This is a genomic window from Methylomarinum vadi, from assembly GCF_000733935.1.
Classification (GTDB): domain Bacteria; phylum Pseudomonadota; class Gammaproteobacteria; order Methylococcales; family Methylomonadaceae; genus Methylomarinum; species Methylomarinum vadi.
The window spans coordinates 2,936,859-2,960,637 of sequence record NZ_JPON01000001.1; the positions used below are offsets into that span (position 1 = coordinate 2,936,859).

The window sequence follows — 23,779 nt, forward strand, 5'->3', positions numbered from 1 at the left end:
TAGCACCTATGTGTGTAGTCGGTATGAAATACCGTCTGCCAATAACGCGTGTTTGGAACGCCCGGACGAAGGCGGTCGAGATGGTTTATCGATAGCGTTTGCTCATTTCCCGTAACGGCACGGCCTTGATCTTGCCGGCATGCCCGGCGGAACCGAAAGCTTCGTAACGCGCCTGGCAAAGGGCCTGCATCGCATCCCTGGCGGCCTGGTAAATCTTGCGCGCGTCCAACTCGGAGGCGTGTTCCGGTTGGGCGATGAAGCGGCGAATGGCGCCTGTCGAGGCCATGCGCAAATCGGTATCGATATTGATTTTACGGACCCCGTATTTGATGCCTTCGACAATTTCGTCGACCGGCACGCCATAGGTTTGCGGAATCTCTCCGCCGTACTCGTTGATGACTTGCAGCCAATCCTGCGGCACCGAACTCGAACCGTGCATGACGAAGTGGGTATCGGGCAGGCGTTTTTGCAGTTGTTGCAAACGGCTGATGACGAGCACTTCGCCGGTGGGCGGTTTGCTGAATTTGTAGGCGCCATGGCTGGTGCCGATGGCGACGGCCAGGGCGTCCACTTGCGTTTGTTTGACGAATTCGACCGCCTCGTCGGGGTCGGTCAGCAAACGGCTGTGGTCCGGTTGCCCGGACGACTCTTGTTTGGCGGCGCCGGCTTGCACTTCCAAAGACCCCAGGCAGCCGATTTCGCCTTCGACCGAGACGCCGCAGGCATGCGCCATCTTGACCACGGTGCGCGTCACGTCCACGTTGTATTCGAAAGAGGCGGGGGTTTTCATGTCTTCCAGCAGGGAGCCGTCCATCATTACCGAGCTGAAGCCGGACTGAATCGCCTGGGCGCAAATGTCGGGCGAGGGGCCGTGGTCGCGGTGCATGACGACGGGAATATGCGGGTATTGCTCCACGGCGGCCTGAATCAAATGGCGTAAAAATACTTCGCCGGCATAGCGGTTGGCGCCGGCCGAACCCTGCATGATGACGGGGCTATCGCAGGCATCGGCCGCCTGCATGATGGCTTGGACCTGCTCCATGTTGCTGACATTGAAGGCCGGAATGCCAAAGCCATGCTCCGCCGCGTAATCCAAAAGTTGTCGCAATGACACTAACGCCATGTTCGGTTCTCCTTAGTTTGCTTGTAAAGTCATCGCACTTCAAAGTTCGGTTCATTTTATGCCCTCATCCAGCCTTCTCCCAGAGGGCGAAGGTATTTAGGTGCCGAACTTTGAAGTGCGAACAGTATTTATTGATCGTTTGTGATATTTCGGCGCAGAGGTGTCCGTCAGAGGACGCCGTTCACCCAAAGTGGCATATTTTACCCTGGCTGCCAGGGATAATGTTAACGGAGGACCTATTGATTTAAGTCCGGCTGGGCGACATTGAATAACGCAATAAGGCTGTCGCAGGCGATAGCCCGTGAATTCGGCGCCGTCTTGTCGTACCCGCTAACACTGCGCGGCGACAAGGCGGCAAAATTGGCTTATTCGTCCGGATAGGTCATAAGGTTTTAAGGTATTCCACCAGCGCCCAGCGTTGCTCCTCGTCGATCGGCGGCAACCATTCCAGCATGAAATTGCCGTCGCCATCGCGCATGGCTTTACCGTCGGCATCGCGTTTGATGACCGGCGTACGGCCGGCGGCGTATTCGTGGCCGGTGTTACTGTTACTGGGTAATAAGGTGTCGAATTCGAACAAGTCGGGGTAATCGGCCTTGCTTTTGCTGACGAAACCGACTTTGACCGGGTCGAATTCGCGGCTGCCCAGCGTGAATTTTTCCGAACGGCAATCGATACCGGGCTGGTTGGCGGTTTCGTTGCAGACCGGCAGAAACAGTTCGTATAAATTGGCCACCGAACCGTTATGCAGATACGGCGCGGTCGCCCAGATTCCGTTCAACATCCGCCCTTTGTAGGCGGCCAGCGCGGCCTGTTGCGCTTTAAGCGGAGCGTCTTTCGGCACCACTTCGAAATCGACCCGGCGATCGGTGTGTTTGATCGGATTGTCGAACACCGCCGCCAACAGATCATAGATGTGTTCCGCCCATCTGCGGACAAAGCTTTTTTCGTGGTCGGGTTCGAGTATGACGCCTTCCACCGCTTTCTGCAGGGCCGGCAATACCGGCGTGACGGGCGGAAATGTGCGGACCGGTTTCAAGCGGGGGATTTCCTGGCCTTCGAAATAACCGCTTTTTCCCTGATATTGCAGGGCGTTCAGCGCCATGGTCGGATCGGTCTGGATTTGCCGCAGACTGGCGAATTGGGTGTAAACCCGGCGGTCGTCGGCGCTGCGGTCGAATTTGGCCGGATCGCCGTGGCAGGCGGCGCATTGGTAATCGTGGAAGACCTTTCGTCCCTTGGCCGCCAGCTCTCGGTCGATAGCCGGCAAAATATGCTCCGGCCAGAGCGGCGATTGCAGTTCGCCCAGTTGCCGCTCCAGCCTGACCAGGTTGCGGGTATTCGCGGAAGAGAGATAGCCTTTTTTGCCCGGATTTTTCAAGTCGAAGGTGGCGAATACGCCGAGCACCTCGCCGGTATTGCGGCCCAGGGGTTCGAGATAGCCTTGCAGTCCGTCGCCGGTGTTGTTGTCGCCTACGCCGTTCCACTGCACGAAATCGCTTTGCGGCGTATCCCATAAAAACGGATAGCTGACCGGGGCGTTGGCGGGATTGGAATTGTCCACGCCCGGTGCCACCAAATGCTCCAGAATGCGGTTGAAAATACGGCCGAATGCGTCGAGCCGGGAATAGCCGTAATGCACCAGTTGCCCGCCGTGCCTGGGCGCATTGGTTTCGTTGTAGCGTTTCTTTTCCTGATAAATGGCCTGTAACTTTTCTCTAGCCTGAGATTCGTCATCGGCGAAACCGGCGGCGATCAGCTTATCGGCCAGGCGCTTGAATTTAGCCTGATCGGCCAGCGTCGCTTGCAAGGCTTTCTCCAAATCGAGCAACAGGCCTTCGAAGTCGGCCAGGCTAGGGCCGCCGTCGATGCGGATGCCTGTGCCTTGATAGTTGATTTGCGTCGTATGGCAGGCGGCGCAGGTAAATCCCATGTAGTCTGCGCCCTCGTAAGAGTCCTTGACGAAACCGACCGGCAGGCCGTCGGGGTTGTCGAAACTGGGTAATTGCGGCAGGTAGCGCAACCGGCTCATGTTGGCCGAACTGCGGAACAATTGGACGCTGTCGGCCTGTTCGAGGTGAAGAAATAGCGGGTATGGGAGAAAATCGGAGCCCTGGGTGGTATTGTAAAACCACAGGCTGTCGTAGCGGTCCCAGTTTTGCTCCAGATAGACGATTTGCTCGGCCGAATCGCCGAAAGCATCCTTGTCGATAATCTCGGCATTGCGTTTTTCGTCGATCAACAGCCCTTGGGACATATAGGTGCAGCCGGACACGAGCAGCGCGGCATAGCCGCTCGCCAAGAGAGTTTTTTTTAAGTTCATGATGATGTCCCGGTTAACCGACTCGAAAAGATCGGCGGTAGGTTAATGAGGCGTAAGCTGCAACATTGCTTATCGCCTAGATTACACAATCGGGCATGAAAACAAATGACCCAAATGGGTCAAATTATCGGTGCCGGAATTTAGGTGGTTGGTTTCACGAACTATTCAGGCTTCAGTAACCCGCCGCAAAGCATGATTAGGTATGGGGCTTATGCAAAAAAAGCCGCCCGGTTTAGAACCAAGGCGGCTTGAGTGGGGTAGGTCTTTGTAATTTACTTACGGATTGGGGCCGTCATGGCAATCGTAGCAACCGATTTGATGGCCCGCCGCGAACGTTTTCGTTTCTTCTTCGACCCTGAAGATTTTTTCCGTTTTAAGCGCGGACAAGGGCGATCCCCGGTAATCCGCGCCATGGCAGTAGCTGCAGGATTCAGCGCCGTTATGTTCGGCGACATCCTCGTGCTCCTCGATCCAGGCAGCGCCGATCGTATGCAGGCCGTGCGGCCCGCCTTCGGCCGTTAACGGAACGTCGGTATGGCACGCGCTGCATTCGTTCACGGTGCCGGCGTGCCCTTGTAGCGCGATGCTTTGCACATTGTCGTTTGCCTCGTGCGATGGATAAATCGCATGGGTCGCGCCGTGGCAGGCTTCGCATTGTAAATCGCCGTGGCCGGAGCTGAAGCGGTATAGGTTTTTGCCCGCTATCGGAGTGTCCGGGTTCGAAGCGAAGGTCTCGTCGGTCCATTGCAACGGTAATCCCTGGGCGTCGATGCCGACGATTTCACGCTGTCCATCGTGATGGCAGGATTGGCACGTCGGCTCGTCAAGCCAGCCGTCGCGATCGCTGCTGCCGACCTGGCTCATCGAACCGTGGCAGCTTTGACAGGACATTGCCGGATCTCCATTGCTGTCCTGCGCATTACCCATGGCGCCGCGTAGACATTGCGTCTTCTGGCCCGGGTGGCAGAGATAACAGGATTCGCGGTTGCTGCTGTCGTCGAGCGTCATCAGGGTATTGGGATCGGTGACCGTGGCATGACTGCCGTGCAAGGCTTGGGTCAACGGTTTTATATCGGAAAACCCTGGGCTTTGTAAGGCATTGGAACCATGGCAAGACGCGCATAACACCGGTTGGCCGCTATCGGCCGTTGCCAGCAGGCCTGTGCTCAGGTATCCGAAATTGACTAAGGCATCCTGATACAACGATGTGGCCAGCTGTTTTTCATCATGCAGCTTCAAAATATTTCTTTTCCAATCTTTTTCCGCATCGGCATCGTTGAGCCAACCATCCGCCGGTTTGGCGGCGTCGCCGGAAAACGAACTGTGACAGGCTTTACAGGTCATTTCGTCGCTGACCGGCAATACCGTTTGCGTGGTGGCCAGTACATTGCCATCGAGGTCTTTGGCGACGACTTCGACCATCGGATAGAAATTTTTAGTGGAATTATCGTCGATAGGCGTTATCGGTAAACCTTCCGCCTGGAACCAGCCTCGTTCGGCATTGTATTGCATCGGCTCCGGAGTCAGGCCAGGGGTTGGATTGCCAGGATCACCGTTTAGATTGAGGCCGTAATCGGGGGCTGGATTAGCGCCGAACAAGGCCAGCACATAATCCCAGAAATTGGTTTTACCGGCGCTGTAGGTATTGATCGAACCGTGAGTATCCTCTACGGCCTGGTAAGTCAGTTCGACGCCCTCGCTGACCTGTCCGCCGTTGTTATCGACCAGCTGGGCGATTAAGTTGTTGTAAGGAGGCAAAATGGAAAAAACGGAATAATCCTTGCCGTCCACGCAATGCATGCCCAGGTCGTTCCAGGCCAGCAAGCTATAGCCGCCTTGAGTCAGTGGCGGCGGCGCGGAGTTGACGACAGTGACGGGGATCTCGCGGCTGTTTTTACGGTCCCTGACGGTAACGGTGGTCGAACCTGTTTTGATCGCCGTTAATGTCACGAGGTCATCGGCAACACTGACTTCGACTAGCGATGTTTCGCCGGATTCGGCCGAGAGACTTCCGTAAGCGCCGGAAATGGTCAAGACGGCGCTGGAACCGGCACTCATGCTGACCGAGGACGGCGAAACCTTTAGCGACGATCTCTCTCGCCTGTGACGGTCCTCGGCTTGTAAGGATAATGCGGCTAATGCTAGCCATAAGAACAGCAAGCTTTTAAGTGTAATGGTAACGCTATTCATGATTTTCTCCAGGCAGACAAATACCTTATGGAAAATAGCGTTAATACGTTAACGAATACTTAAATGCGGTGTTTAAAACTGAAATATTGAATTGGGATCACATATTATGACGGCTTCAGGGCGAGAAAGCCTTTAAACCGGCCGCAACCAAAGCGAGAATTGGGCAAGGGCTGAACGCGCTGCAGAAATATGTATCGGCACGGTTGGATCGCGAATCAACCGCGTTACATCAAGCCCAGAACCCGGTAAGAGCCCTTGGTGTTTAATATGATTGTTATGGGGGCGGGCGAATTATTTTCCCAATACCAACCATGAGAACCTTCAAAAGGCGCAGTTAAAGTGCCGCTCGATTTATGGTGCGTGCTCACCTTATAGCTCTTGAAGTAACCGGTTGTATCTCCTTTGGGTTCGCCGTGGAAATCGAAATACAGCTTCGCGCCGTCGGTCGTCCAGGAATATTCCAGCGTCGCGTCTTTCTGCAAATGAAACTTGTATTCCAGTCCTTGATTGGCGGGAACGAGGATTTTCACCGAGTCCTGCCATTGCGGAATGGAGGGAGTGTCTGGGGTTTTAGCCGCGATGGCGTTTTTGTTAGTTGCTTCATTGGACTCCGGACAGGTGGCCGCCTCCGTCTGCGGCAGCGCTAATGGCACAGCCGCCGCCCTAATCGAATTCGTTTCCGCCAGCACGGTCAGTCCCAGCTTCCTGCCGATGCCGGTCGGGTCGATGCCGTATTCGGCGGGCAGCACGAAAGCAGTCAACACGAATCCGGCGATCAGGGTGGCAAGACTGCTGGCGATGACCAGGGAGCGCAATGATTGGACGGGAGGCTGGGTATCGTTCATGAAATTATCCGAGTATCAGGTAGCCGGTGAGTTGGTAGCCGAACAGAATCAAGCCGCTGGACATCAGCAGCGTATTGGTTGCGGTCGAAAAAGAATAGTAACTTCGGTGTCGGCGCCAAAAATCGAGTGCGATCAAAATGAAGGTCAAGGCCAGGAACTGGCCCAGTTCGACGCCGACGTTAAAGGCCAACAGGTTTTTCCACAGCCCTGTTTTCGGCAAGGAAAAATCCTGCAGTTTGGTGGCCAATCCGAAACCGTGAAACAACCCGAACACCATCACCGCAATCTTGGTATTCGGCTGCAAACCCAATAGACGCTGAAAGCCGCCCAGGTTGTCGAAACCCTTATAAACGATCGACAGGCCGATGATGGCGTCGATCAGATAAGGGTTGACCGAGATATTGCCTAACACGCCGAACATTAAGGTTAGGCTGTGCCCCAGCGTGAACAGGCTGGCGTAAAGCAGTACATCGCGGGTGCGGAACAAAAAGAAGATGACGCCGACCAAAAACAGCAAATGATCGTAGCCGGTGACCATGTGCTTGGCGCCGATATACATAAAGGGGCCGACGGCGATGCCTTGGTTGGCCAGTAAAAATCGCTCGGTGTTTTTATCGACGCCATGAGCGAAGGCAGTCTGGTCGAGGAAAAAGAAAAGCAGTGGCAAACTGATAAGAAGGAAGAGCTTTCTTGTCGTCATGTCCAAACCTTGAATGAATTAAAGACATTGTAGCGTTTATAAAGAGAAAGTCTCAACGAACGACCCAATTCATTATTTTTCATAGGTCTTATTCATGCCTCCCGCAATAGCTTTATCACAGGACGGCGGTGCAACGCGGGACGGCCGAGCCGGGCCTTTGCGGAAAAATTACCCTTCGGGAGCGATCAGTTCGGATACCCGGACGCGCAAGGCCGGCAGCACTTCTTGCTCGAACCACGGATTTTGTTTCAGCCAGCGGTTGTTGCGGGGACTGGGATGGGGGAGTGGTAAGACTTCCGGCCAATGCGCCCGCCAGTTTTTGACGATTTCGGTCAGGCTATGTTGATTGCCTTGATCCAGATGCCAGCCCTGAGCGTAGCGGCCGATCACCAACGTCAGGCGGATATTGGGAAGTTGCGCCAGACAGCGCCGGCGCCATTGTTCGGCGCATTCCGGGCGGGGACGTAAATCGCCTGACGGACCTTTGCCCGGATAACAAAATCCCATCGGCAGAATGGCGATCAATTCCGGGTTGTAAAATTCCGTCTCGCCGATTCCCAACCAGGTCCTGAGCCTGACGCCGCTGGCGTCGTCGAAGGGTTTGCCGCTGTCGTGCGCTTTCAGGCCGGGCGCCTGTCCGGCAATTAAAATCCGCGCCTGCGAATGCAGTTGCAGAATGGGTTTTGGCGGAAACGGCAAGTAAGAGGCGCACAAGGTGCAGCCTCTCACTTCGTCGAGCAGGGTTCGATAAGGTTTTTTCATGGCCTACTAAATAACATTCTCGTTATTCGATTACCATCATCTTCCCGTTCCTTGTTCGCCTTTTCCCGCGGCGGCTCGCAACACCGGATAATATTGCAGGAACATCTGGTCCTTGGCGGCCTTGGCCTGATGACAGGCCATGCAGTTTTCTTCGGGTTGAGCCGAAGCGGATTTGTGCAGTTGTGGACTGTTTTCTATCGTGAAACGAAAAAAGCCCCAATTACCGTTGGCATCGGGCAGGTGGTGCTTGCTTTTGACCATCGCTTCCAGGCCGATATAGTCGCCCTGAAAATAGCCGTTGCCGCTAGGCGCCTGTTTGCCGCCGACGCTGACCAGCTCCTTGACGATAACCGTCCCGTCGCGAAATTCGCCGGTTTTTTTCCAGTGATCCCAACTGCCGGGATCGATGTAGACGTTATGGAATTCGGGGAAGGCGGCCTTGCCGTCATTCATGTCATTCGGCGTCAACGGCGCGCCGATGAAGATCCATTCCCGATAGCCGCTCGGTCTGATCAGTTGTCCTTTTTTATCGAAACGGGCATGAGTCGAGTTCGTCTGTTGTTCGGCCGCATTCGTGGCCGATGTAAACAGCAATCCGAGCGGAACGGCGAAGATGATGGAACACAGATTTTTGGATGTGATAGCTGGTTTCATGAGGGTGCCTCCTAAAAATGAAATAGGTAAACCGATTGGTTTACGTGTAAGTCAAAGTAAACTCATCGGTTTACTTTGTCAAACAAAGAGTAAACAAATCGGTTTACTTTTTTCCTGCCGCTGGTAAGCTGTCGTTATTTAACGCCGAAAATTCAGATTAACAGGTAAGATGCCGCCTAACACAAAGCAAGACGCCATCGTCGAAACCGCCTTCAGGTTGTTCAAAACGAATGGTTTTTACGCCACCGGGGTCGATTTGATCATGCGCGAGGCCGCCGTATCCAAAAGAACGTTGTATAAATACTTTCCGACCAAGAACGAGCTGATTGTGGCCGTGATAAGGCACTACCAGAGCAACTATCGGGAGCGCCTGGAGGCTTTGTTGGGGAATGCCAGCGAAAGCGCCAGGGATAAAATCAGGGCGATATTCCATGATGCCGCGACGTGGTTCGGCGACGTTAATTTTCACGGCTGTTTGGCCGTCAATGCGATGGGCGAATTTGCCGGCAAGGACCAGGCCATCGAAAATGCCTGCCGGCAATTCAAGCAATGGGAGCTCGGCGTGCTGCAGGAGCTTTGCCATGGCATCGGCGCCCGGCAGGCCGATCAATTGGCCTACAAGTTATGGGTGCTGTTGGAAGGCATGTCGGCCATTGCCCAGGTTAACAAGGCAAGCAGTCCGGTGGATATGGTTGCCATGGCCGATGACATCATCGAGATGCATTTGCCGGCACGATAAAATCAGAAAAATGGAGGTTGAGTTAATTATCCAGTCCGTTTCCAATTCGAGAGCAAGGAGTATAAATGATGGCATTTCAGCAAATCGCCGACAATTTATGGATACATGACGGTGAGACGGTTCGTTTTCTCGGATTGCCGTATTCGACCAGGATGACCGTGGTCAAACTGGACCAACAACGCCTTTGGATTCATTCTCCGATCGGATTAACTCCGGTCTTGCAAGAGGAAATCGACAGCATAGGCAAGGTTCGCTACCTGGTTGCGCCCAATAAACTGCATCATTTGTTTTTGTCGTCCTGGCAGGCGGCATATCCCGAGGCCGAATGCTACGCCGCTCCCGGCTTAATGGCCAAACGCCCCGATTTAGCTTTCGCCAAGGAATTGAATGCGTCCGCCGAGGCGGTCTGGAAGGGAGAGATCGCGCAAACGTTATTCTCCGGCAGTCCCTGGATGCAAGAAGTGGTGTTTTTCCATATCGATTCTAAAACCCTGATCCTGGCCGATTTGATCGAGAATTTCGAACCTTCGGTATTCAATCGCTGGCAGCGCTTTGTGGCCGGATTGACCGGTATAGTGGCGCCGAACGGCAAGACGCCGGTGGATTGGCGCATGAGTTTTTTGTTCGGCAAAAAACAAGCGCGGGCGGCGCTGGCGACGATGTTGGAATGGCAGCCGGATAATATCGTCATCGCCCATGGCGAATGCGTGTTCGGTCACGGCACGGATTTTCTGCGGCGTTCGTTTTCCTGGCTGGAATAGGACAATTTTCTTAAGGCTGAAAGATGCCGTAAGGATCCATTCAGTCCGCCGGCGCTGTCGCGAATAGTGCGATTGCTCGTTGCGGGCAAAAACGCTCACGAGTTCGAAGGGGGGCTATTGCGGACGGGACCAACGCAACGGCAGGGTATTGTTCAGCCACAGTCCGCGTTCGAGTCGAAAGGTCCACAATCGGCTGGCGCCGGGAAAAAGAGAGATATCGGGCGAATCCCAGAGGATTTCGACCGTGCCGGTCATTGTCAGTAAGTTGCCGTTGTTAAAATCGATGAACAACAATCCGGCCCGCGGATTTTCCACGAAGTTACCAAGCGTATTGAAATAATTATTTCCCTGGTAATCGGGGATGGTCAAACAGCGATCATCGTCTATCCGAATGAATCCGCTGTTGCCGCCCCGGTGCGAGACGTCGGCGCCCTCGCTGGCTTCGCCGCCGTTGGCCATATGGCTGGCGACGAAGAAAGTGTCGCTGTTGCCGATTAGCTCAGTGGCTTGCGTGTCGAGCCGGTTTAGCTCGATGGCGCTGGATGGCGGCAGCGTTTCGGGGTTTATTATTTGAATCGCGCGGGTTTGAATATATTTCGGGCAATTGCCGAAAGCCTGGACGACGCGGAGTTCCATGCCGTCCGTGGTGACCCGGTCAATTATGCCAGCTACCCGGTTACGGCGCCGGCTGCTCAGATCGATACCGAGCAGTCCGAGGCGCGTGCCGGCGGTGGTGACTTCGTTCAGCGGGTCTCCCGCAACGGGCTTGGCGTGGATGTGAAGGGTGCGATTGTGCGGAGAAGTCAGCAAACCGGACTGTTTGAACAATATCGATGCCCAAGGGCGGCCGTCCCGGTCGGCATGGCCGAGGAACGCATACTTCAGACCACTATAAAAATCACGATGTTGTTCGGTCAAAAAGCTGCGGATGGCGCGGTGGCCCATACGCTCGATTTTGTCGCGCACGCCGAGTTTTTGTTGAATATGGCGTTCGCCTTTATGGAAAGGCGATGAGGGAGAGTTCGTAGAAATTGCTTCAGTCATAAGTCACCTTCTGAAAAAGAGACTGCCGGGCCTGAGGGTGCCGCGGCAGGCTGAGGCGAGAGAGCTTGCATACGAAGCGATAGTTCGTAATGATTAATTTCTAGGCGGCCAGGCCGATCGCAGAGTGCTGCATCGGCGCGAAGCCCGGCAGCGACTCAATGCGCCTTAACCAGGCTTGGATATGCGGGTAATCTTCCAATGAAACGCCGCCCTCCGGAGCCAATGCGATATAGCTGTAGTTTGCGATATCGGCGATGGTCGGGTATTCGGCCGCCAGCCAGTCGCGTTGCCGTAAATGTTTTTCCAGCGTGCTCAGCAGTTGGTGGGCGACGTCGATCGGCCTGGTTTTGTCTAACGGCAAATCGAACAAGTTGATCAAGCGAGCGGTTGCCGGGCCATACGCCACCGGACCCGCGGAGACGGCGAGAAAGCGCTGTACTTCGGCCGCGCCGGCGGGTTCGATCGGCAACCAGGTATGCGCGTGATCGTATTGATTGGCGAGATAGACCAGGATCGCGTGGGAGTCGGCGATGGTGAGGTCGCCGTCCTCCAATACCGGCACTTGTCCGAAAATGTTTTTTGCCAGAAATGTCGCTTGTTTTTGTTCGCCGTGCAGCAGGTCGACATCGATCAGCTCGGCTTCGAGTCCGAGAATAGACAGAAACAGCTCGACGCGGTGGGCGTTGCCGGATAAAGGGTGGCGGTATAATCTCAATTGGCTCATCGGTATTCTCCTGAGAATGATATGGTTAAAGTATGTTGCATTGTGTGATGTCGAATTCACTGCTGGCGAGCAACGCGGCCAGTTCGGTGTATCCACCGATCGGTTGTTGCTGAAGGAAAATTTGCGGTACGGTGCGCCGGCCGCTTTGCGCTAACAAATGTTGGGCTTCCGCCCCGTCCCTGTGCAGGTCGACTTCGCGATAGGCGATCCGATGTTTTTGCAGCAATTGTTTGGCGGAATGGCAGTAGCCGCAGTTGGGGCTGGTCAAGATGGTTACGTCTTTCATTCGATACTCCTCGTTAAGCTAATTCGCGATCCGTTTCCCGGATCGGTTTGTCGTTGATGCTGGCGATGCGCCGCCGCATCAGGCCGTTATCGTCAAATTCCCACAATTCGTTGCCGTACGAGCGATACCATTGGCCGGCATCGTCGTGCCATTCGTAACGGAAAGTGACGGCGATGCGGTTGGCGGCGAAGCACCACAATTCTTTTTTCAGCCGATAATCCAATTCCTTGTCCCATTTACGGGTCAGAAATTCGATGATCTTTTCCCGTCCCGAAAATATTTCGGAGCGGTTGCGCCATTCGCTGTCTAGCGTATAAGCGCCGGCGACTTTGACAGGATCTTTGCTGTTCCAGGCATTTTCGGCCAGTTGGACTTTTTCCGTCGCGGTGGCTTGCGTAAACGGCGGCAGCGGCGGTCTGGAGTCGCCGTAAGGGCGCGTCGAGATCGCTGTAATGGTTTGTGGCATATCATCCTCCAAAAAAATCGAAAGTCGATTCGGTTATTGCAGAGGCCGTGCCAGAGTTGATAATGAACCTAAAAACTTTTATTAAACAAGGAATTGGCGGAAATTTGGCGGGAAGAAAAGGAAGAGTAAAAAGAACTTCGTTTACGAAATGTCGTAAAATTACGCTATCTTGTTACTTCGCTTCCAGGGCGCGGCGTATGCCTAGCTTGCTCATGCGCGAGCGTAGCGTATTAGGGTGCATCTCCAGGATGGCGGCGGCGCCATGCTCGCCGGAAATGCGCCAACCGGTATGTTCCAGCACTTTGATGATATGCGCTTTTTCCATTGCCGCCAGCGGTTGCAAGCATTCGGCAGGCGTTTTTTCAGGCACATTGGCTTGATGGAGCTTCGGTATTTGCAGCGTGTCGGTTGACGACAGGATGACGGCCCGTTCGATGACGTTTTCCAGTTCGCGGACATTGCCCGGCCAAGGATAGTTTTGCAACTGAGTCATGGCCGCTTGCGGGATATGCGTGACGGTCTTGCCGGTTTTTTGCGCGTATTTAGCGAGGAAGCATTGCGCCAGTAACGAAATATCGTGCTTGCGTTCGCGCAGCGGGGGCAAGGCCAGGGGAAATACGCTGAGCCGATAAAAGAGGTCTTCGCGAAAACGGCCTTCGGCCGCCATTTGTTTTAAATCGCGGTGGGTCGCGGCGAGAACCCGCACGTCGATGTTACGGGTTTTGGCGTCGCCCAGGCGTTCGATTTCGCCCTCCTGCAATACCCGCAGCAACTTGGCTTGCAATTCCAGCGGCAATTCGCCGATTTCATCGAGAAAAATCGTGCCTTCGTGAGCCAGTTCGAAACGGCCAATGCGCCGCGCGGTCGCACCGGTGAAGCTGCCTTTTTCGTGGCCGAACAGTTCGCTTTCGATCAGGTTGGCGGGCAAGGCGGCGCAGTTGACCTTGACCAACGGCCGATCCTTGCGCCGGCTGAGAGTGTGCAGGGCGCGCGCGAACAATTCTTTGCCGGTGCCGGTTTCTCCCAGAATCAAAACCGTGGTATCGGTCGGAGCGACCTGCTCAACCTGGCGCAATGCCGACTGCAAAGCCGGGCTTTGGCCGAGGATGTCGCCGAAATGGTGGTTCAGGTTGATTTGCTCCTGAAGATAGGTATTTTCCGCCTGCAAACGGTTCTTCAATTGCTTGATTTCCGCCAGCGCCGTTTTGAGCTTTTCCTCGGCCAGTTTGCGTTCGCTGATGTCGCGAAATACCACGACGACGCCTTGCAGCCGGTCGTTTTCTAACACCGGAGTGCTGACGAAATCGACGGGGAAACTGGAGCCGTCATGGCGCCAAAAGCGCTTGTCGCTGACTTCGAAGCGGCGTTTGCCGTTGATAATGTTATGTACCGGGCAGTACTCCTCGGCCCTGGGCTCGTCGCGGCCAAAAATGTCGTGGATGGTGTGGCCGCGCAATTCCCGGTCCGGCCAGGCCAGCAACGCCGCGGCGGTGGGGTTGATGAAGGTGACATTTCCTTCGCAATCGAAGCCGCAGATACCTTCTCCGGCGGCGGTTAGTAGCAATTCGTTTTGACGCTGCAAGCGAATGACGGCGGCTTCCGCGCGGTTAAGTTTGCTGACATCCTGGAAGATGACTACCGCGCCGATGATGGCGCCGTTTTCCCAAATCGGCGTACTGGTGTAGTGTACCGGGAAAAAGCCGCCGTTCTTGTGCCAGAAGATTTCATCGGTGACATGATGTACCTCGCCGTCATTCAGCGTGGCATAAATCGGGCATTCATGGTGAGGATAGGGTTCGCCGTTGCGCTTTGTATGATGATGCAGCTCATGCACCGGTTTGCCGATGACATCGGTTTCGTTCCAGCCGGTCAGCGCGATCGCCGCCGGATTGGCGAAGGTGGCTTTGCCCTCTTTGTCCAGGCCGTAAATGCCTTCTCCGGCGGCGTTGAGGATCAATTCGTGGCGTCTCAGGACTTGTTCGGGAGTCGGCATACTTTTGCGCCATTAAGCTCGCTCGGCAGTTGATAGGCCTGGATGGCCTGGCGCCTGCGCCAGTCTTTTCCGGCCGTGCGTAAAGCTATTATGCCCAGGTGAGGCCGGTGCGACAACTATAATCGAGAGTCGCTTGCAATAGCGCGGGGCGTTGTTTGAGGGGCCGTTGGATGTTGCGGAGTCGTCAATTCCGTAGGGAGGGGGAAGGCGGTGAAAAAGCCTGGCGACTTGTTGACGCCAGACTCTTAAACACTCGACTAAAGCTCGTTGGCATTATCGCCGCTTTAGAAAGAATGGTATTTGCTTTTAACTTCTTTGAAGATGTCAAGCGCTTCAGTCGCCAAGGCTTGCGCTTTTTCCTTATCGCCTTTTCTGAAGGCGGAACGCGATTTTGCGATTCTGGAGTTGGCTTTTGAACGTAATCTGTCGACGACATTGCTTTCGATTCTTTTCGATGCTTGTTTGGTAGCTTTTAACAGTCCCAGAACGGTGTCTTCATCCGCTCCGCTTTGCATGGCGGCAACGGCTTTTTCCGAGTTGCTGATGGCATCCTCGATTGCTTGGCTGACTTCCTCGGCCGTTGCGTTTTCGATTTTTCCGGCCGCCATAGTGGCAGGCGCGGTGGCGAACATGGCAACGCTGACAAAAACCGCCAGCAATACTTTTCTTAATAAATCCATTAGTTATATAACCTCAATAATTTGTATCGGTAAGTTTTGTGTGCGGTAAAAAGGAATCGCACCTTCGGGATTCTAACATGGTGAAGGAAAAATTATTTAAAAATAATAGCTTACAAATTGTGTGGTAGTTTGTGCTCGATTGAGGCTAAAACGAGTCGGCGGGGTCTAGCTGTTTCGAGTTAGCGACGGGTCGGTTTCTATGCCAAATTCGAACGATTTTGGCAGGCATGAATGAGAACAGGCTATTGGGAACTTAGCCTGCATTGGCAACTGAGTTAGGAAAAGGCCGGCATTTCATTTGCCGGGATTTTAAATGCGATTCAGTTTACAATACTCACTTTTAACTGTTTTTCAGGATGAGTTTTGGCTGAAAAGATAATTCGTATCGCAACCCGAAAAAGTCCCTTGGCGTTATGGCAGGCCGAGCATGTCGCGGAGCGTCTGCAACAGGCTTTTCCGGAAGTGCAAGCGGAATTGGTGACGATGGTGACGCGCGGCGATAAATTATTGGATGCGCCATTGGCGAAAGTGGGGGGCAAGGGACTGTTCGTTAAGGAGTTGGAGCAAGGCATGCAGGAAGGAACGGCCGACATTGCCGTGCACTCGATGAAGGATGTGCCTGTCGAATTTCCTCCCGGCCTGCATCTGGCCGTAATTCTGGAGCGCGAAGACCCTACCGACGCCTTTGTCTCCAATCGCTACGCGTCCTTGAACGATTTGCCCGGCAATGCTCGTATCGGTACGTGTAGCTTGCGTCGGCAATGCCAGATCAAACAACGTTTCCCCGATGCGGAAATTCTCAATTTGCGCGGCAATGTCAATACCCGCCTGGCCAAACTGGATGCCGGCGAGTTCGATGCCATCATTCTGGCTTCGGCCGGTTTGAAACGCCTGGGGATGGAGGACAGAATCGCCGAATCGCTGGATCCGTCCGTCAGTCTTCCGGCCATCGGCCAGGGGGCGATTGGTATCGAATGCCGGTCCGACGATAGCGAGATCAATACTTATTTACAGGCGTTGCATGACGAAGACACGACGATCCGCCTGCGTGCGGAACGAGCGATGAATGCGCGTTTGAATGGCGGTTGCCAAGTGCCGATCGCCGGGTTTGCCGAATTGCGGGATGGAGGGATTTACATGCGCGGTTTGGTCGGAACGCCGGATGGGGCGGTGGTCTACCGCGCCGAGGCCAGCGGAACCGTGGATCAGGCCGAACAGATCGGACGAGGCATCGCGGAAGAGTTGCTGGAACAAGGCGCCGACAAGGTCTTGCAACAATTGTACGAGCAACAGTAACAGTCAAGCGCAACGGTATGACGCTTTGAACGAGCAATTGCAAGCCAAGCGGATTCTGGTGACCCGGCCTCGTCATCAAGCTGGGAACTTATGCCGTTTGATCGAGCAACAAGGCGGTGTCGCGGTCAGGTTCCCAACATTGGAGATTCAAGCGCTTGAACGGCCGGAGACGATCGCCGCCAGGGTGGCAGCCCTGGAGCATGTCGACTGGCTTATATTTATCAGCGCCAATGCGGTAAATTTTGTGCTTAACTCGAACAGTGGCACAATAAACCGATTGCGGCGGCTGCGGCTTGCGGCGGTCGGTAAGGCAACGGCCAAGGCCCTGCAAAACAACGGCTTGACGGTGGATTTGTTGCCCCAACATGGGTTCGATAGCGAGTCCTTGTTGCGGACGCCGGCCATGTCGGCTGTCGACGGTAAGCGATGCGTCATCGTGCGCGGGCAGGGAGGCCGGGAAATATTGGTCGATACGCTGCGTGAACGCGGCGCGGACGTCGAATATTTGGAAGTTTATCGGCGCGTGATGCCGCAGGCGGACAATTCCGCGCTGTTGGAGCGGCTGCGGGAAAATCGGCTTGACGCCATCACCATAACCAGTGGCGAGGCCCTGCGCAATTTGATGGAGATGTTGGGCGGACAGGCATGTTTATTATTACCGGTTCCATTGGTCGTGATTAGTCGCCGAATCGGGCAAATGGCCGAAACAATGGGTTTTAAACGGATAGTCGTCAGCGACGGTCCGGCGGATACGTCGATTTTACAGACATTGATTACGTTATAACGGGGAAAACAGTGGCCGAAGTGAATGAAGAACAACAAGCCCAGCCGGAAGAGGTCCAAGTGGCAGCGAAAAAATCCCGCGCCGGCCTCTGGTTTGGCATCATTATCTCCATATGCCTCATCGGGCTGGCCGGGGCCGGATTTTACCTGCTGCAGCAACTGCGCGAGCATCAGGATACATTGAGTAACCAGGACGAACTGAAGCTGATCGAGCTTAACAAACAATTGAATACCTTCCAGTCGCAAATTGCCGCGATGCAATCTCATTTGGCTTCCATTGACAACGATGTGTCGAATAAAGACGCGCATTTCAATAAAAAACTGGAGGATTTTTCCCAACTGCATCAGGAAAAACTGGAATCTACCCGCACCGACTTGCAACAAGCCGTGAAATTTCTACAACGGCAGTTGGGCAAAACCCGTGGCGATTGGTTGATCGCCGATGCCGAATATTTGTTGAGCGTCGCCAATCAGCGTTTGCATTTGGTCGGCGACGTCAATACCACTCGGGAAGCGTTAGAAGCGGCCGACCAGCGTTTGCGGGAAAGCGGCGATGCTTCGGTGTTTAAGGTCAGGGAGCAGATTGCCAAGGAACTGGCCGGATTGAGAACCGTAGAAGTGCCGGACATCGTCGGCATGTATTCCGAACTGCAATTATTGAAGGAAAAGGTGGTCGATCTGTCGGTTTTTCTGCCTTATGCCGGCAAGGAACCGACCAAGTCGAGCCAGATCCACGACCATAGAATACCCTCGGAGGAAGGCCACGATTTCTTGAGTGCTATCTTCGGACAGTTGGAAGGCTATGTCACGCTGCGCCATAGCGACCAACCCATCAAGGAAATTCTGACGCCGGAGGAGGCGATTTTCATCAAGGATCAAATGGGGGTGAAATTGGAAATGATCAAAATTGCCCTGGTTCAGCAGAATGATGAACTTTATCAAACGGCCATAGACGACGCCAAGCAATGGTTATCGCAAAAATTCAGTCAAAATAGTGTGTCAAGACATTTTGCCAGCGAACTCGATAAGTTGAAGGGCATTAAAATTCGGGGGCAGTTTCCCGACATCAGCGGATCTTTAAAGATGCTGAGGGATATCAGCAAGCTGAGAATCGAAAATGACAAGGGCATGCTGGAACAACAGGAAAAACCGGCGGTTCAGTCCGAACCAACGCAATAAGGGCGCATTATGAGAAATATCGTTTATTTTCTGGGTGCTCTGTTTGTCGCGATAGCCACAGCCTTCGTGATTCAAAGCTGGTTGTCCCAATACAACGATCCCGGTTACGTGCTGATCGGTTTCGGGCATTGGTCGCTGGAAACCTCGTTAGTGGTGTTCGCGGTCGCCGCGGTGATCTTGTTTTTCATTTTTTATGTGTTTTTCCGTTTCATCGGTTGGCTGTTGCGGTTGCCGTCGCGGATGAAGGAAAAAGGTAAAAATATTAAATTCAACCGCTCCCAGGAGGCATTGATTGCCGGTCTGGTCGATTCCGCCGAAGGCAATTGGGAGCGGGCCGAAAAGGTGTTGATCAAGCATGCCGCCAACAGCGGCGCGCCATTGCTGCATTATTTGACCGCCGCGCGTGCGGCGCAGTCGCGCGGTGCGATCGAGAAGCGCGACGAATATCTCAAGAAGGCGGCCGAGGAAGCGTCCGATGCCGATATTGCCGTCGGTTTGACCGAGGCCGAGCTGCATATGTCGGAAAACCAATTCGAACGCGCGCTGGAAACGCTGAGTAAATTACATTCCATCGACCCGGGCCACGCCAGCGTTTTGAAAATGTTGCATCAGGCATACCAATTGGCCGGTGACTGGGAAGGGCTGCGTAAATTAATTCCGTCCCTGCATAAGAACAAAGTGCTGATGGAAGCGGAAGTCAAGCTGCTGGAAACGGAAACCTATAGCAGTTTGCTGCGCCAGGCGGCGGAAGAAAAGGACGAGCATGCCATCCGCCAATGCTGGATCGATACGCCCGAGCATATTCGAACCGTGCAGGGGGTTGCGGCCATTTATTATGCGGCGATGATCGAAGCGGGCGCGGGAGCGAAAATAGAGGAGGACTTGGTTAACTCCCTGATGAAACATTGGGACGAGACTTTGTTGGTTTTATATGCCAATATTCAGTTGGACGATTACGCGAAACAATTGCAAACCGCCGAACAGTGGCTGGCCGTGCATCATACCGACGCCGTCTTGCTCAGAATTTTAGGCAAGATCAGTGCTAAATGCGGGCAAATGGAAAAAGCCGAGCAGTATCTGATGAAAAGCATTGCAACCGACGAGACCGTCGCGGCTTACCAATTACTCGGCGACCTGCAACTGCAAAAAGGCGAAAAAGACAAGGCTTGCGAGAGTTACAGGAAAGGGCTGGAGTTGGCGTCCTCTCATGTGGTTACCCAAGTGGAAACTATTTCCGGGTAAGCGTTTTTTGTACCCAGGAGCATTTGACGCAATAACTTTCCAATTCGGTGAGGAGACTCATTTATCTGCCGACGCTCGCCATTTGTGGGGGCGCTGAACAGAGTGAAGCGCTTCGCGTTCGCTCAGTAAATCTACAGGACCGATCAGGGATGTTGCCGAAACAATTATTGCAATAGCACCGCCATGCTGATAATGGCGGCGCTGGCCGCAATCGCCCACAGCGTGCTGGAATGATTGTTTTCCATCTGCCGGCGCAGCTCCTCGATTTCGCGGTTGTTCGCTTCCAGCTGTTGTTTACTTTTGCTGGCGCTATCCAGGGCCTGGAAAAACAGAGTCGGCAGTTCCGGGAATTGCTCGGCGATTTCGGGGAATTGCTCGATGACCCGTTTGACCTTGGCTTTCGGCCCCAGTCGCTCCTTGAACCAATCCTCTAGAAACGGCTTGGCCGTTTGCCACAGATCCAGTTCGGGATACAATTGCCGGCCCAATCCTTCGATGTTCAACAAGGTTTTTTGCAGCAGCACCAGTTGCGGCTGTACTACCATTTCGAAGCGTCTTGCGGTCTGGAACAGGCGTAGCAGTAACAGGCCGAAAGAGATGTCTTTCAAGGGCTTGGCGAAGATCGGCTCGCACACGGTGCGAATGGCCATTTCGAATTCTTCCACTCGTGTCGACGACGGAACCCAGCCGGATTCGATATGCATTTGCGCGACCCGGCGATAGTCGCGATTGAAGAAGGCCAGGAAATTTTCCGCCAGATAATGTTGATCGGTGGGAGACAGCGTGCCGACGATGCCGAAATCGATAGCCAGATATTTGGCCGGCAGCTCGACGAAAATATTGCCGGGATGCATGTCGGCATGGAAAAAATTGTCCCGGAAGACCTGGGTAAAGAAGATCTCGACGCCGCGTTCGGCCAGCAGTTTGAAGTCGGCATCGCCGGCGCGCAATCGATCGACCTCGCCGACTGGAATGCCTTCAATTCTTTCCATCACCATGACCTTCTCGCGCGTCAGCGGCCAATGGACCTCCGGAACGTACAAGGCCTCCGAGCCTGCGAAGTTTTCCCGGATTTTGGTCGCGTTGGAGGCTTCCCGCATCAAGTCCAGTTCATCCAGAATGGTTCTTTCGAATTCGGCCACGACCTCCAATGGACGGAGACGGCGTGCGTCGCTCCAGAAGCGTCCGGCCAGTTTCGCCAGTTCGTACAACAGGCCGACATCGGAGCGGATGCGCCGTTCGATGTCGGGGCGCAACACCTTGACGATGACTTTTTCGCCCGATTTCAATGTGGCGCTGTGCACCTGGGCGATGGATGCCGAGGCCAGCGGGGTTGGCTCGAACTCGGCGAACGCTTCGTCTATGGTTTGCCCCAGTTGCTGTTCGATGATCTGGCGCGCGACCTCGCTGGAGAATGGCGGCACCCGGTCCTGCAGTTTGACCAGTTCGTCGGCGATATCTTCCGGCAGCAGGTCTTTGCGGGTCGACAACGCCTGGCCGAATTTGACGAAAATCGGGCCCAGGTCTTCAAGGGTGCGGCGGATACGGACGCCGCGGGGCTCCTTGGGCTTGCGCAACCAGTAATTGGGAGAAAACAGGGCCAGAAACCGAACAGGACGGAAGAGATGGGTTTTCAGGATGATTTCGTCGAGGCCATGGAACATCATGACCCAGTTGATATGGATGAGACGCAATAAAATTTTGGGGCGAATCACTGGTTTACCTGTTTATTATTAGAATATGCGGGCGCGAGTGGCGAGGCTGATCGATGTTCCTTGAGGAATTGTTTTTTTCATCTACGGTGGCGGGTCAGTCGGTATCGCTCATGTCTCGTTTTGTTGTTTTTGTTTCGTTTGCAGACGTTCGAGCCGGGCCTCGAGCCGATCGTAATCGGAACGCAATTCATCGACCTGGCGGAAAAAAATGTCCGCTTCCGCCTTGGCAGGCAGCTGGCGCGTTTCTTCTTGCAGAAACTCCTCTAAATTAAGACGGAATGTCTCCAGCGTTTGCTTGCTCCAGTCCCGGCCGGAACGGAACAGATTGCCAATTTTATGGGCGATGATGTCGCCGGTAAAGCGAGACAGTTGCTCTTCCAGGTCGATGTCCAATTGTTGGAACAAGCGTTGGAATTTATGGCCGGTATGGGTATCGCCTTCGATGCGCACCTCGCCGCTGAAGACGGAACGTATCGAAGAAGCATCCAAACTCATCATTCCCAGGGCCGGCAACGTGCCGCTGATCGTGGTGTCGATCCGGCCCTGATAGGATTCCAAAACCTGAATGATGTGCTCGCTCGGACACAGGTACAAAGTTTCGCCGTAGGGCTCTATCGTCACGGCGATCACTTTGCCGGACAGAGGGGCCAGAAACAGTTCTACGTCCTCGTCCAGTGCCAGGTATTGGTTTAGCGCGGTTTCCAATATGCCCGCAAAAATCGGTTTGATGATCATAGGGATTTCTGATTGATTGAGGACCTAATCGTAGCCCGGATGCAGCGCGGCGGAATCCGGGGCTGCTCTGCGTTGTTTTTTCCGCATTCCGCTTGGCTACAGGACGTTAAATCTTATACCCCCGATGCACGGCGACGATGCCTTGCGTCATATTGAAATATTCGCAACGTTCGAAGCCGGCGTTTTCCATCATGTTTTTCAATTCTTCCTGTTTCGGGTGCATGCGGATGGACTCGGCCAAATAACGGTAACTTTCCTCGTCCTTGGCGACGACGGCGCCGATTTTCGGCAACAACTTGAACGAGTAGAAATCGTAGACTTTCTCGGTCAGTTTGTCGGTCGGATGCGAGAACTCCAAGACGATAACGCGGCCGCCAGGTTTCAGTACCCGGTACATGGAGCGCAGGGCGGCGTCTTTGTCGGTGACGTTACGTAGGCCGAAACCGATGCAGACGCAATCGAAAGTATTGTCCTCGAACGGCAGGCATTCGGCATTGACTTGGGCGTAACGGATATTGCCGGTCAGACCCTTGTCGATCAAACGATTGCGGCCGGTGCGCAGCATTTCCGAATTGATGTCGGCCAACACGACTTGGCCGTTTTTGCCGACCCGCTTCTCGAATAGCGTGGTCAAATCGCCGGTGCCGCCGGCCAAATCCAATACTTGATCGCCCGCTCTAACGTTAGCCAGTTGTACCGCGATTCTTTTCCAGATGCGGTGTATGCCCAGCGACATCAGGTCGTTCATCAGGTCGTATTTGTCCGCGACCGAATCGAAGACGCCGCGGACCATGCTCACCTTGTCTTCCTTGCGGACCTGTTTAAAGCCAAAATGGGTAGTGTTTTCTTGTGTCATGGTATTGCCTTATAAAATTATCGAGGCGCTTGCCGGCGATAACCGGCCGCTTCTAATTCCTGGAGATAGGCCGGCCACAACGTGTCGTATTCCGAGCCCAGTTTATACAATAAATCCCAGGTATAAATGCCACTTTTGTGGCCGTCGCTGAAGGTCGGTGCGATGGCGTAATTACCGACCGGGCGGATATCCGTGATGGTCACACCTTCTTTGCCGACCTGCAATACGTCCTGTCCCGGGCCGTGACCGACCGCATCGGCCGATTGGGTATAGACGCGCAGATATTCGCAGGGCAATTTGAACGTTTTGCCGTCATCGAAGCTGATTTCCAGGATGGCGGAAAGCTGGTGCAGCTTGATTTCGGTCGGAACGCGGTGGCTTTCCTCTATAGTCAGACGCATGGTGATTTATCTCGTGGGGATTATAGAATGGGTGGGCATAACCCAACAAACATAACCTGTGCGCACATCAAGATTCGCTTCCCTTAATACCTTTTCCCTCCGGCAGGGGGTTGGGCGAGACGTTAAACGAAGCGGATTTTGCAAGGCGACGACTTTAACAGTTATATTTTATCATCAACCTGTTTTTACCGACATTTGCTGCCAACAGGCTGTCGTTGCATTCAGGGATCAATGAAGCACACAAGCGCTTCATTGCTCCCGGTTGCCGGTTGTAGGTTAGCG

23 protein-coding genes are annotated in these 23,779 nt (G+C 54.1%); 6 read left to right on the forward strand and 17 right to left on the reverse strand.

Annotated elements, in window-relative coordinates; translation table 11 throughout:
- Positions 1-85: 85 nt before the first annotated feature.
- The 7 genes from fba to EP25_RS0114675 form a co-directional block, all read right to left on the reverse strand.
- Entirely contained in the window at positions 86-1,123 is a 1,038-nt protein-coding gene (gene fba, locus EP25_RS0114645; protein WP_031434584.1) for a class II fructose-bisphosphate aldolase, read from the reverse strand.
- Between the two features lie 382 nt (positions 1,124-1,505).
- Entirely contained in the window at positions 1,506-3,446 is a 1,941-nt protein-coding gene (locus EP25_RS0114650) for a di-heme-cytochrome C peroxidase (protein WP_051906721.1), read from the reverse strand.
- A gap of 276 nt (positions 3,447-3,722) precedes the next feature.
- The gene (locus EP25_RS0114655; protein WP_036300654.1) at positions 3,723-5,636 is read right to left on the reverse strand and encodes a hypothetical protein; all 1,914 of its coding nucleotides are present in this window, start codon (positions 5,634-5,636) and stop codon (positions 3,723-3,725) included.
- A gap of 224 nt (positions 5,637-5,860) precedes the next feature.
- Positions 5,861-6,481, reverse strand: a complete 621-nt coding sequence (locus EP25_RS0114660; RefSeq protein ID WP_031434587.1) for a hypothetical protein — start codon at positions 6,479-6,481, stop codon at positions 5,861-5,863.
- A 4-nt stretch (positions 6,482-6,485) separates the two neighbouring features.
- Positions 6,486-7,181 (reverse strand): HupE/UreJ family protein, encoded by a 696-nt coding sequence (locus EP25_RS0114665; RefSeq protein ID WP_031434588.1) that lies wholly within the window; start codon positions 7,179-7,181, stop codon positions 6,486-6,488.
- A gap of 168 nt (positions 7,182-7,349) precedes the next feature.
- The gene (locus EP25_RS0114670; protein ID WP_031434589.1) at positions 7,350-7,943 is read right to left on the reverse strand and encodes a uracil-DNA glycosylase family protein; all 594 of its coding nucleotides are present in this window, start codon (positions 7,941-7,943) and stop codon (positions 7,350-7,352) included.
- A gap of 36 nt (positions 7,944-7,979) precedes the next feature.
- Positions 7,980-8,597, reverse strand: coding sequence for a cytochrome P460 family protein (locus EP25_RS0114675; RefSeq protein ID WP_031434590.1), 618 nt, complete (start codon positions 8,595-8,597; stop codon positions 7,980-7,982).
- Between the two features lie 169 nt (positions 8,598-8,766).
- On the opposite strand from EP25_RS0114675, the gene EP25_RS0114680 reads away from it, so the two are divergent.
- Positions 8,767-9,336 (forward strand): TetR/AcrR family transcriptional regulator, encoded by a 570-nt coding sequence (locus tag EP25_RS0114680; RefSeq protein ID WP_031434591.1) that lies wholly within the window; start codon positions 8,767-8,769, stop codon positions 9,334-9,336.
- Positions 9,337-9,404: 68 nt separating this feature from the next.
- Positions 9,405-10,097 (forward strand): DUF4336 domain-containing protein, encoded by a 693-nt coding sequence (locus EP25_RS0114685; RefSeq protein ID WP_152555654.1) that lies wholly within the window; start codon positions 9,405-9,407, stop codon positions 10,095-10,097.
- A gap of 114 nt (positions 10,098-10,211) precedes the next feature.
- On the opposite strand, the gene EP25_RS0114690 is transcribed toward EP25_RS0114685, so the two are convergent.
- The 6 genes from EP25_RS0114690 to EP25_RS0114715 form a co-directional block, all read right to left on the reverse strand.
- Positions 10,212-11,141 carry a pyridoxamine 5'-phosphate oxidase family protein gene (locus EP25_RS0114690; protein WP_031434593.1) on the reverse strand — a complete coding sequence of 310 codons (930 nt, stop codon included), beginning with the start codon at positions 11,139-11,141 and terminating at the stop codon, positions 10,212-10,214.
- A gap of 100 nt (positions 11,142-11,241) precedes the next feature.
- Positions 11,242-11,865, reverse strand: a complete 624-nt coding sequence (locus tag EP25_RS0114695) for a glutathione S-transferase (protein ID WP_031434594.1) — start codon at positions 11,863-11,865, stop codon at positions 11,242-11,244.
- A gap of 25 nt (positions 11,866-11,890) precedes the next feature.
- On the reverse strand, positions 11,891-12,151 hold the full coding sequence (locus EP25_RS0114700; RefSeq protein WP_031434595.1) for a glutaredoxin family protein: 261 nt from the start codon (positions 12,149-12,151) through the stop codon (positions 11,891-11,893).
- Positions 12,152-12,164: 13 nt separating this feature from the next.
- A complete protein-coding gene (locus EP25_RS0114705; protein WP_051906723.1) occupies positions 12,165-12,617 on the reverse strand; it encodes a nuclear transport factor 2 family protein in 453 nt (150 codons plus the stop codon).
- Between the two features lie 172 nt (positions 12,618-12,789).
- The gene (locus tag EP25_RS24060) at positions 12,790-14,610 is read right to left on the reverse strand and encodes a sigma 54-interacting transcriptional regulator (RefSeq protein ID WP_084191052.1); all 1,821 of its coding nucleotides are present in this window, start codon (positions 14,608-14,610) and stop codon (positions 12,790-12,792) included.
- Between the two features lie 284 nt (positions 14,611-14,894).
- Complete coding sequence (locus tag EP25_RS0114715; protein ID WP_031434598.1) at positions 14,895-15,290, reverse strand: hypothetical protein; 396 nt, start codon at positions 15,288-15,290, stop codon at positions 14,895-14,897.
- 363 nt (positions 15,291-15,653) lie between these two features.
- Between EP25_RS0114715 and hemC the strand changes: the two genes are divergently transcribed.
- Genes hemC through EP25_RS0114735 form a run of 4 tightly spaced genes read left to right on the forward strand, consistent with a single transcriptional unit; the run spans position 15,654 to position 19,790 of the window.
- A complete protein-coding gene (gene hemC / locus EP25_RS0114720; protein WP_031434599.1) occupies positions 15,654-16,586 on the forward strand; it encodes a hydroxymethylbilane synthase in 933 nt (310 codons plus the stop codon).
- Between the two features lie 25 nt (positions 16,587-16,611).
- A complete protein-coding gene (locus EP25_RS0114725) occupies positions 16,612-17,370 on the forward strand; it encodes a uroporphyrinogen-III synthase (RefSeq protein ID WP_031434600.1) in 759 nt (252 codons plus the stop codon).
- A gap of 11 nt (positions 17,371-17,381) precedes the next feature.
- The gene (locus EP25_RS0114730; RefSeq protein WP_051906725.1) at positions 17,382-18,548 is read left to right on the forward strand and encodes a uroporphyrinogen-III C-methyltransferase; all 1,167 of its coding nucleotides are present in this window, start codon (positions 17,382-17,384) and stop codon (positions 18,546-18,548) included.
- Positions 18,549-18,557: 9 nt separating this feature from the next.
- A complete protein-coding gene (locus EP25_RS0114735; RefSeq protein WP_031434602.1) occupies positions 18,558-19,790 on the forward strand; it encodes a heme biosynthesis HemY N-terminal domain-containing protein in 1,233 nt (410 codons plus the stop codon).
- 164 nt (positions 19,791-19,954) lie between these two features.
- Here the strand turns inward: EP25_RS0114735 and ubiB are convergent, their stop codons facing one another.
- The 4 genes from ubiB to EP25_RS0114755 all read right to left on the reverse strand — a co-directional run bounded on the left by ubiB (position 19,955) and on the right by EP25_RS0114755 (position 23,497).
- Positions 19,955-21,505, reverse strand: a complete 1,551-nt coding sequence (gene ubiB, locus EP25_RS0114740) for a ubiquinone biosynthesis regulatory protein kinase UbiB (protein ID WP_031434603.1) — start codon at positions 21,503-21,505, stop codon at positions 19,955-19,957.
- 108 nt (positions 21,506-21,613) lie between these two features.
- The gene (locus tag EP25_RS0114745; RefSeq protein WP_031434604.1) at positions 21,614-22,240 is read right to left on the reverse strand and encodes a ubiquinone biosynthesis accessory factor UbiJ; all 627 of its coding nucleotides are present in this window, start codon (positions 22,238-22,240) and stop codon (positions 21,614-21,616) included.
- Positions 22,241-22,346: 106 nt separating this feature from the next.
- Positions 22,347-23,096, reverse strand: a complete 750-nt coding sequence (gene ubiE / locus EP25_RS0114750) for a bifunctional demethylmenaquinone methyltransferase/2-methoxy-6-polyprenyl-1,4-benzoquinol methylase UbiE (protein ID WP_031434605.1) — start codon at positions 23,094-23,096, stop codon at positions 22,347-22,349.
- Between the two features lie 17 nt (positions 23,097-23,113).
- Positions 23,114-23,497, reverse strand: a complete 384-nt coding sequence (locus tag EP25_RS0114755; protein ID WP_031434606.1) for a gamma-butyrobetaine hydroxylase-like domain-containing protein — start codon at positions 23,495-23,497, stop codon at positions 23,114-23,116.
- Between the last annotated feature and the right edge of the window lie 282 nt (positions 23,498-23,779).